Source organism: Nostoc sp. 2RC (assembly GCF_014222165.1).
In the GTDB taxonomy this organism is placed as follows: domain Bacteria; phylum Cyanobacteriota; class Cyanobacteriia; order Cyanobacteriales; family Nostocaceae; genus Nostoc; species Nostoc linckia.
In genome coordinates this window covers 1-9,031 of the sequence record NZ_JACKZU010000340.1, presented here as the reverse complement: position 1 = coordinate 9,031, position 9,031 = coordinate 1, and the positions used below count along the sequence as shown (strand labels likewise).

The 9,031-nt window shown below is 38.7% G+C and carries 8 protein-coding genes and 1 pseudogene; 5 read left to right on the top strand and 4 right to left on the bottom strand.

The features are described 5' to 3' along the window. Positions 1-135 precede the first annotated feature (135 nt). Positions 136-345 carry a photosystem II assembly protein Psb35 gene (gene psb35, locus GNE10_RS27470; RefSeq protein WP_099067786.1) on the bottom strand — a complete coding sequence of 70 codons (210 nt, stop codon included), beginning with the start codon at positions 343-345 and terminating at the stop codon, positions 136-138. Between the two features lie 343 nt (positions 346-688). Beyond that, positions 689-871: a CsbD family protein gene (locus GNE10_RS27465; protein ID WP_099067787.1), complete on the bottom strand. Its 183-nt coding sequence runs from the start codon at positions 869-871 to the stop codon at positions 689-691. 555 nt (positions 872-1,426) lie between these two features. On the opposite strand from GNE10_RS27465, the pseudogene GNE10_RS27460 reads away from it, so the two are divergent. The 5 genes and pseudogenes from GNE10_RS27460 to GNE10_RS27440 all read left to right on the top strand — a co-directional run. Continuing rightward, positions 1,427-1,555: pseudogene (locus GNE10_RS27460) on the top strand (carotenoid oxygenase family protein); the annotation flags it as partial. Positions 1,556-1,615: 60 nt separating this feature from the next. Continuing rightward, positions 1,616-2,392 carry a peroxiredoxin-like family protein gene (locus tag GNE10_RS27455; protein WP_185568736.1) on the top strand — a complete coding sequence of 259 codons (777 nt, stop codon included), beginning with the start codon at positions 1,616-1,618 and terminating at the stop codon, positions 2,390-2,392. 446 nt (positions 2,393-2,838) lie between these two features. Further along, positions 2,839-3,315, top strand: a complete 477-nt coding sequence (locus tag GNE10_RS27450) for a hypothetical protein (protein ID WP_185568733.1) — start codon at positions 2,839-2,841, stop codon at positions 3,313-3,315. A 636-nt stretch (positions 3,316-3,951) separates the two neighbouring features. Beyond that, a complete protein-coding gene (locus GNE10_RS27445; RefSeq protein ID WP_185568730.1) occupies positions 3,952-4,221 on the top strand; it encodes a HAMP domain-containing histidine kinase in 270 nt (89 codons plus the stop codon). 16 nt (positions 4,222-4,237) lie between these two features. Further along, positions 4,238-6,415: a PAS domain S-box protein gene (locus GNE10_RS27440; RefSeq protein ID WP_185568727.1), complete on the top strand. Its 2,178-nt coding sequence runs from the start codon at positions 4,238-4,240 to the stop codon at positions 6,413-6,415. A gap of 290 nt (positions 6,416-6,705) precedes the next feature. On the opposite strand, the gene GNE10_RS27435 is transcribed toward GNE10_RS27440, so the two are convergent. Both GNE10_RS27435 and GNE10_RS35570 read right to left on the bottom strand, forming a co-directional pair. Next, positions 6,706-8,292 carry a B12-binding domain-containing radical SAM protein gene (locus GNE10_RS27435; protein ID WP_185568724.1) on the bottom strand — a complete coding sequence of 529 codons (1,587 nt, stop codon included), beginning with the start codon at positions 8,290-8,292 and terminating at the stop codon, positions 6,706-6,708. A gap of 523 nt (positions 8,293-8,815) precedes the next feature. Further along, a partial coding sequence (locus GNE10_RS35570) for a hypothetical protein (RefSeq protein WP_221643015.1) occupies positions 8,816-9,031 on the bottom strand: 216 nt, incomplete at its 5' end.

The window sequence follows — 9,031 nt, the reverse complement described above, 5'->3', positions numbered from 1 at the left end:
TCCCACACCTCCCACACTCCCCGCTTGCCCCATGCCCCATCCCTTATTACATAACAAAAAAATAGTGTTCGCTGGTAAAATCCATTGAACACTAAAAAAAACACTTAGACTTAGGAGGATGTAGGCAATAATTGATTACTTATCTATATTGGGAACAACATCGGGACGCTGTTTGTCTTCCCAACCTACAGGACGTTTGGAATTATACCAAGCAATAGAGCCTATGCTCACAGCAGCAATAAAGCCGACTACAAATAATCCGATGAGTATAGCAGAGTAGCTAGAGCTAGCTTCTGATGTCACAGATATGTCTGTTAAAAGATGAGTAAATAATAGATTAATCATGAGTTAGAACCTTTCAGCAAAAATTCAGGGATGGTTTAAAAAATTATTTTGGCAGTGGTATTATCAAAATCTGGTTTTAAGCTTTCTATTTTTTAGTTGATTCAGTTGTAAATTTCTGCATTACAACTGAATCAACACCAATATAGAAAAACTATGGCAATCCTAAATGAGTTGCAAAATTACTCATAAAGGTAGAGAAGCGAAAACAGGGAACACGCAACGAGAAACAAGAATTTACAAAGTTACTCTAGCTTTCATCAATGAAATGAAATTGCTATAGAGTATGGATAAGGTTTAGTAAATTATGATTTTACTTTAACCTTATGCCAAGATAGACTTAAGTTTAGTCTACAGCTTTTTTAACTTCATCTTTGACATTTTCAACTGTGTGACGAACCTGTGATTCTACTTGCTTGGCTTGACCTTCAGCCTTATCATCAGGGTTGCCAGTGATATCGCCAATTATTTCTTGAGCTTTACCTTCAATATTTTTAGCAACAGCTTTTGCTCTTTCTTCGAGACTCATAATTTGCTCCTAAATTAACTAATTATTTCTTGGTTATTGCGTTAACCAACTTGGTTGGACTTGCAATGTTTATAGAATAGTTTTTTAAATAATTAAATTCTTCTATCTGTAGATGTTTTAAAAAAAAATATTTCTATCCATTCTGTAGACTTATTCCAAAGGTAGATTCATCTTAGAGAATTGAAGTTATACCCGGAAGATAGAAAGGAATACTTCTATTGGTCTATCTAGAGATGAAATCATGGGACTTTACACCAGGGTATAGACTAGAACTTATGGACTCAGGTTACTTGTTGACACTGGGTCTAAGGCTCCAAAACCAAGGACGCTGACGCAAATATCGCTAAATTTGAGATGTCTACCTTGCAGAAGTAGGGAAAAGGGGAAGGGGAAAGGGGGAAAGGTTTGGTATTTTACCTTTCCCCTTTCCCCTTTAACCTTTTTCCACAAGAGTCTAAAAAGCACTTTTGCTCTCTTACTCCATGAGCGGCGCTCACAAGGAACAATTAAAATACCTCTTCCCTGTTCCCCGTTCCCTATTTTTAAGGCAGGTCTAATGGTAATTCTCATGGTGGTGAAATTTGGGTATTTGATAGCGATCGCTTGGACGCAGAACCAGTTTGCAAACTTGGATTACCTAGTGTCATTCCCCCTAGTTTCCACGGCACTTGGAAGTCTGCATAAAAGAAATCTCTGGTTTTTGGATTAAAATTTGGATAGCTAAATAATAGTTAATTTATGGTCATGAATCCCTACACTATCTTTAATCAGAGCGAACTTCAGCGTGTTAGTGATGGCATGACCAGACCCTTACTAGAAAATTGCGAAATTGCCTCACACATCCTGATTTTAGTTTGGGCGCAACTTGGGGATTTTGATAGTCTGGAATATGCCTGGTGGTTACAGCGCGAACTAAAAAAATTACCTCCTGAAAAACTGGCTATTCGCGCAGTGGGAATTGGCGATCGCGCTTCTGGAATCAAATTCTCTGAATATACAGGATTTCCAGCCGAAAATTTATTTGTTGAACCCAATGCACAATTACATCAACAACTCAAGCTTTATTCAGGTTTGAATCTTCCCATCCCTGGACTTTCTCCATCCCAGAAAGCTTGGCTAAATCTGCTGTTAATGTGTGCAGGATTTGGAAGTCCAGGAACCCTCAAAGAAGTGTTTCGAGGATACACAGGAGATCGTCAAGCCCCTCAACTCATTGAAGATGAGGAAATTATTCAAGCTACCCCTCTACCTGCTTTTAAAGGTTCATTTTTCCAATTAGCTGGCGGAACTGGATTTCAACGTCCCTTTGAATTAGCCACTCTACGCCTACGGAATATGGTGGAAGTTCTCAGCAATTGGCGCACCTATGTACCTAATTCTGCCTACTTAACTCAGCGTGGTGGAACTTTTCTGTTTGATTCCAAAGGCCAATTACTTTACGAACATCGCGATCGGGGAATTTTGGGTTTTGCTGCTAATATGAGTCACCCGCTATCATTTTTATCGTTGACTGTTGACTGATGACTGTTGACTGTTGACTGTTGACTGATAAGTTATTCCCCTCATTTCCCACCCTGCGGGTTAGCGCTAGCGTCTCCCAAAGAGAAGCTAAAGCTACATCCTCCTCATCTCTCTTGTCTATTAAAGATAGGACTTACGCAAAAACTCTCTGAAACCCTCTTTACTTCGTGTCCTTTGTGTCCTCCGCGTCTACGTTTTTTCATTATTTTGCGTAAGTCATAAAAGATATCTCTCAAGTCAGAGATAGATTCTATTCTGTGGTAGAAGATTTTGTGATTCTACTTTCATACCATAATTTAATGAATTTTGAGATTTCTCGCAATACTTTTGTAGTAAAGGTGTTGAAGAAAAAATGTTTTGATTTAAAATCTCAAATTGGCATCAATCTGAATTTTACTGGTCTTTAAACAATCATCATTCTCTGGAAATCAGAAATAAATAGAAACATGAATAACACAAATAAAGTCAATAAAAGTGAAAATAATTCAGTTAAGCATACAGAAAATACCGAGACTGATATGCGTTTATCATCTAAGGAAACCAAACAAATAACTAAAACAATTAATGTAGATGGCGAACGTCCAATTGATGCAAGCAACATTGACATTCAGGAAACTATTAATATAGACGGTCAGCGCCCAATTGCCAAAAATGAAAATCTTGGCGATCAAACAATTGATATAGATGGTCATCGCCCCATTGCTAAGAGCGCTTTTGAAGACCATGACACGCTAAATATAGATGGTAAACGCCCAATTGACCCTAGTAATTTAGAAGTTGGGAGTATTCTTGACTTAGACGGCCAACGTCCCATCGCTAAGAGTAAGTTTAAAGTTCAAGATACTCTAGATATAGACGGTAACCGCCCGATAGTTGCAGATAACAATGTTAATTCATCTCTTCCCGTGGATTATCTAGAATAAAATTGCAAAATTCCTTGACACTGGAAACAGGTGAAGATAAAACAAAGGGATGCACTAACTTAAATTATTATACTTTTTGTAGTATGCCTAGAAGAATCATTTTAGCTAAAATCTCAAGTTCTCAAAACAGCAATATTGGCTTCAGCGGCCAGAATTCAGAATTTACCTAAGTGCGAGTGGTGGATGATTGATTCTGACTGTTGTTAGCGTAGCCCATTCTAACTTCTGAATTCTTCTTTAATCTGCCTTTGAATGTTAGCATTCAAGGCATAAAAGTTTATGCATCATCAGGGAATTCTAAAAAATAAATCATATCATGTCCGCTTGATTACTTATTAAACCCGAAAAACCCCAAAGAGCCAAAGCTACGCTTTGTCTCCCCTTTCCGAACTTCGGGGAGGGTGCAATGGCTGTGGGAATCATAACTAATTATGCGTACATGATATTATTCCAGTTAATGCGTTGAACGTTAGTTGCTTGAAGCCGGGGAACTCGTCCAACGCACTGGTTTCTGTTGACGGTTCACAGTCAACAGTCAACAGTCAACAATAGTAATGAAATATTTTTTACTTGGAAGTCCCTGATAATATTTTCTCTATATGGGAATACTAAATTTGGTCTTGAAGATTTAGCTTTATGCTGAGTATTGCCGAATATTTTTTAATGAGAGAATATTTTGCTGATTGCACAAGTATAGTCGATGGAATGGTGGGAAATACTGATTCATTAGCAGTAGTTGTCAAGTTGCTGAAAAATTTTATTGGCAATTTATTTATTATTAAAACTGTTGGTAAAGGTATAGGTTTAGGATTGGCGATCGCTCGACAACTTATAGTAGAAAAATGTGGTGATTATTCTCCAAACAAAGGTGTCAAATTTGCAATCTTAATTCCAGTTCAACACTAAGTAGGAGAAACAAGTCATGTACCCTGAAGAACTCGAACAAGAAATACTTTTTCTTCGCCAGCAAAATGCACAGTTAAAGCAACAAATGGCAAAATCTGCTACTGAATTCCATACCGAAATCACGCAACTAAAACAGGAACTTCAAGAATCAAAACAACTATTACAAAATAATTATGAAGCAGAATTAATCCTCAAAGCTTCTCAAACAGAATTACTAGCATTATTTAACGCTATACAAGATGTAATTATCATCCTCGATGCAGAAGGACGCTACCTGAAAATTGCTCCTAGCAGTGCGCCTTTACTATATCTACCACCTATGGAATTACTAGGTAAAACTATGCATGAAGTTTTACCATCTAAGTTTGCAGACTCTTTCCTCAACTGTATTCAACAAACACTAAAAACTAAACAAACAGTGAAACTAGAATATAGCTTACCCGTTGCGGATGGAGAAGTTTGGTTTGAGGCGTCCATTGCACCAATGAATGAGAATACTGTTGTTTGTGTAGCTAGAGATATTAACGAGCGTAAAGTAGTTCAAGCAGCCCTCACCCAACAAGAATCCCAGTATCGCAGTATTTTTGAAACTGTTAATGATGGCATCAATATTGTTGATTTAGATACTTGTAAGATTGTCGCAGCCAATCCAGCTTTTTGCCAGATGCATGGCTATTCTTTAGAAGAGTTTTTACAATTAAATCCCCAAGATTACATCCATCGAGATTATGTCCATAAATTTGAGGAGTTCGTCAATACAATTAAGATGGGAAATGTATTTCACACTGAAGTTGTAGACATTCGCAAAGATGGTACTAATTTTGATATAGAAGTTACAGGTAAACTCTTTGAGTATAATGGCAAATCCCTAGCTCTTTCAGTAATCAGAGATATTAGCGAGCAAAAACGAGCAGAACAAGAGCAAAGGCGATTAATAGCAATTTTGGAAGCCACAAGTGATATTGTAGGTATGGCTGATGTCGCTGGAAATAATTGTTATCTCAACACCGCAGGTCAAAAAATCTTAGGAATTTCAGCTGCGGAAAGTAATAAATTTCATATTAGTGAAATTATCAGATCTCATGAATTACAAAATGAGATTATTCCTACAGTACTTCGAGAAGGAATTTGGTCTGGAGAATCTATATTTTGGAGTCGCAACGATGAAAAAATTCCGGTTTCTCAAGTAATAATTGCCCATAAAAATCAGCAAGGACAGATTGAATTTTTGTCAACTATTGCCCGTGATATTCGCGAACGGCAACAAATCGAGGCTCAACTCAGACAACAAGCTTCAGATTTGGCTCAAGCTTTAAAAGAACTGCAACGCACCCAAACCCAAATGATTCAGGCAGAAAAAATGTCGAGTCTTGGACAACTAGTTGCTGGTGTTGCCCATGAAATCAACAATCCTGTAAATTTTATCCACGGTAATCTCAGTCACCTGGAAGAACATATCCAAGATTTATTACACTTAATTCATTTATATCAACTCAGTCACAAAGGTGAATTACAAAACAGTAGTTGCTACCCTACAAATTTACCGCAAGACTACAACTTAGCACAGATGATTTTACCTGAAGAAATTGACCTGGAGTATATTCAAGAAGATTTACCAAAAATTTTACATTCCATGAAAATCGGAACCCAACGCATCCGTCAGATTGTCTTATCTCTGCGTAATTTTTCACGGATGGATGAAGCTGAATTTAAAGAAGTAGATATTCACCAAGGTATTGATAGTACTTTAATGATTTTGCAACATCGCCTCAAAGAAAAGCCCAATTTTCCTGCAATTCAAGTTATCAAAAACTATGGCAACTTACCTTTAGTAGAATGCTACGCTGGACAATTAAATCAAGTGTTTATGAATATTTTGGTAAATGCTATTGATGCCTTGGAACAAAGCAAAGATGATGAAAATTTTCTACCCACAATTACGATTGATACCGCATTAATTGATTGTAATCGAGTAAAAATTGCCATCGCTGACAACGGTTTAGGGATGCCAGAACAAGTTCAAAAACAGGTTTTCAATCCATTTTTTACTACCAAACCCGTTGGTAAAGGTACGGGTATGGGAATGTCTATTAGCTATCAAATTATTACCGAAAAACATCGTGGTAAATTGGAGTGTTACTCCAAACTAGGACAAGGAACAGAATTTGCGATCGCAATTCCAATTCGTCATTAGACTTGTTGCAAAAGTGCTTTTTTTACCCTTTTCCCGACTTCTCTTAGAAGTCTATTAGAGGGGTTGTTGTTGACCGTTGGGAAAACTCCAAGACCTCAGTGGCTCCGGTTTACAGTCAACAGTCAACAGTCAACAGTCAACAATCAACAATCAACAATTTTCAGTTTCATTACCTGACGGGTGAACGAAATTTTGTGTGGGATTTCTAGCTAAGTATCCAAAAAATTACCCTCCACACTCCCTACACTCCCCACACTTCCCACACTCCCCACACCTTTTTTCGCTCACCCTTACCTGACTACCGCTTCAGTTTTTTCCTTAACTGGTACATAGGGCTTTTCTTCACCCTGCGCCAGATATTCTGCTAACTGACTTTCAATTTGGTCGCGGACAATTTGGCGATACTCTAGAAAATGTTCGTTGTGGGCACAAGCGGCGAGGTAATGCTCAAAAACTTTGGGGTTACGTTTGAGAATACTAAATAAATGATGCCAGAATTTCCAACGGGTTTCGCGTTTGATTCCTTGTCGCCAAATCACAAGTAACAAGGCTTTCACAACTACCCACTCTGGCGTTTTGGCTGGTGCTTTCCAAGTGGGCGAACCCATCATCAAGAAGCAGCGGTAAGTACGATCCAAATATTTAACTGGGTCGTATAAAGTACAAAACGCCTCAATATATTCTCTGGCAATTTCTTCTAAAGGACGAGTGGGTACGAAGTTCATCAATGTTGTTTGGTTGATGTTGCCATCTTGATTTTCTCGGAGTCGTCCTTCTTTTTTCAGGCGATGCCACAGGGCAGTGTTGGGTAACGCTTGCAACATGGCAAAAGTAGTTGAAGGAATTGCTGCTTTTTCTGCAAACCTGACAATGCGATCGCCTGCACCGGATTTTTCGCCATCAAATCCAATAATAAATCCAGCCATTGGACGCAATCCAGCTTTGATGATGGTTTGCACAGCATCAATTAAAGAATTGCGGGTATTTTGAAATTTTTTGGTTAATTGCAAACTGTCTTCATCTGGCGTCTCAATGCCCAAAAATACCGCAGCAAAACCCGATTCCACCATCAACTCTAACAGTTCTGGATCTTGTGCCAAATCAACTGAAGCTTCAGTGTCAAATCGGAACGGATATTGATGTTCTGCCATCCAAATTTTTAATTCTTTAAGCAACAATTTCACATTGCGTTTGTTGCCAATGAAGTTATCATCCACTACGAACACACCCCGCCGCCAACCTAGTTCATAGAGGTAATCTAACTCTGCTAACAGTTGAGACGGCGTTTTAGTACGTGGTTTGCGGCCGTAGAGAACAATAATGTCACAAAACTCGCATTGGAAGGGACACCCACGCGAAAATTGCACAGACATCATATCATAAGCATTGAATTCTAATAAATCAAAGCGGGGTATTGGTGTGTTTGTGACATCTGGTTTTTCTGTAGCGCGGAAAGTTCCAGAAGTTTCTCCCCGTTGAATTGCTTCAACAAACATCGGTAATGTGATTTCCCCTTCATCCAAAATGAGGAAATCTGCACCGACATTTTGGACTTCGTGGGGTACAGAAGTCGGGTAAGGGCCGCCCACTGCAACCAACTTACCGCGCTGCTTTGCTTCTTGGATTTGGTCGAGTAAATCTTGTTTTTGGACAATCATTGCTGAGAGGATCACTAGATCCGCCCACGCCCACTCTGCTTCTGTTGCTGGACGAATGTTGCGATCTACGAGTTTAAATTCCCATTCTTGGGGCAGAATTGCTGCTACTGTTACTAAACCCAGAGGTGGTAATAAAACCTTGCGATCGACTAATTCCAAAATTTTTTCATATGACCAAAAGGTTTTGGGAAATATTGGATACACCAGCAATACTCGCATTTAGTATCAATCCTCACACTTTGATTATTATCCCAACTGTAACGAAAAATAAAGGCTTATTGACCGTAGCAATTCTAGATTTTGCGAAAAAATTGAATGACGGAAATTGGCACTCAAAGCTTTTCAAGACGGATTTGAGATGGTTTTGTTTCACGCCGGACTAACCCCATCCCACCTGCGTTAACAATCGTTGTGGGTAGCACAAATCTAAAATCTCCCTGTGTACCCTATGAGAAAAACTCTCGTAATATTTAGCAAGCCAAGAAAATATTTGTGGAGCTTAAAGCAACATGGTACTCATATAATAAACTATTAGGCTTTTAAATTGCTCGCTCATACTGTTGACCGCTGAGGCTTAACTGTCAACAGTAGCCAGTGCCTTGGACGGGTTTTCCGACTTAAAGCAACTGGCGTTTAACAACCACACCAAAAAATGTACAACGCCAAATCCAAGGGCATTAAATAGAATATTTTTACAAAGAAAGGCAGAGGGCAGAGGGCAGAGGGCAGAAGGAAAGAAGTATTAATAAAAACTGTCTTTTGTGGGTCTAAAGCCCATTAGTATAAAAATATTTGTGTCGAGATGCGTAGCATGAGACACAAGGCATCCTTGCTTCAATCCCACGTTTTTAAACGTGGGTTCCATAAAAGCCTTCTGCCTCCTAACTTGAAAATCAAACTTTGGCTTTAGCCCAAGAAGAGTATGTGGCGGAAGTCGTTGAATTACAACAGCCATAAC

What these genes read in the sequence shown, in the direction of transcription:
- psb35 (WP_099067786.1), bottom strand. Translation starts at nt 345, where the DNA reads ATGATTAATCTATTATTTACTCATCTTTTAACAGACATATCTGTGACA.
- GNE10_RS27465 (WP_099067787.1), bottom strand. Translation starts at nt 871, where the DNA reads ATGAGTCTCGAAGAAAGAGCAAAAGCTGTTGCTAAAAATATTGAAGGT.
- GNE10_RS27455 (WP_185568736.1), top strand. Translation starts at nt 1,616, where the DNA reads ATGAATCCCTACACTATCTTTAATCAGAGCGAACTTCAGCGTGTTAGT.
- GNE10_RS27450 (WP_185568733.1), top strand. Translation starts at nt 2,839, where the DNA reads ATGAATAACACAAATAAAGTCAATAAAAGTGAAAATAATTCAGTTAAG.
- GNE10_RS27445 (WP_185568730.1), top strand. Translation starts at nt 3,952, where the DNA reads ATGCTGAGTATTGCCGAATATTTTTTAATGAGAGAATATTTTGCTGAT.
- GNE10_RS27440 (WP_185568727.1), top strand. Translation starts at nt 4,238, where the DNA reads ATGTACCCTGAAGAACTCGAACAAGAAATACTTTTTCTTCGCCAGCAA.
- GNE10_RS27435 (WP_185568724.1), bottom strand. Translation starts at nt 8,292, where the DNA reads ATGCGAGTATTGCTGGTGTATCCAATATTTCCCAAAACCTTTTGGTCA.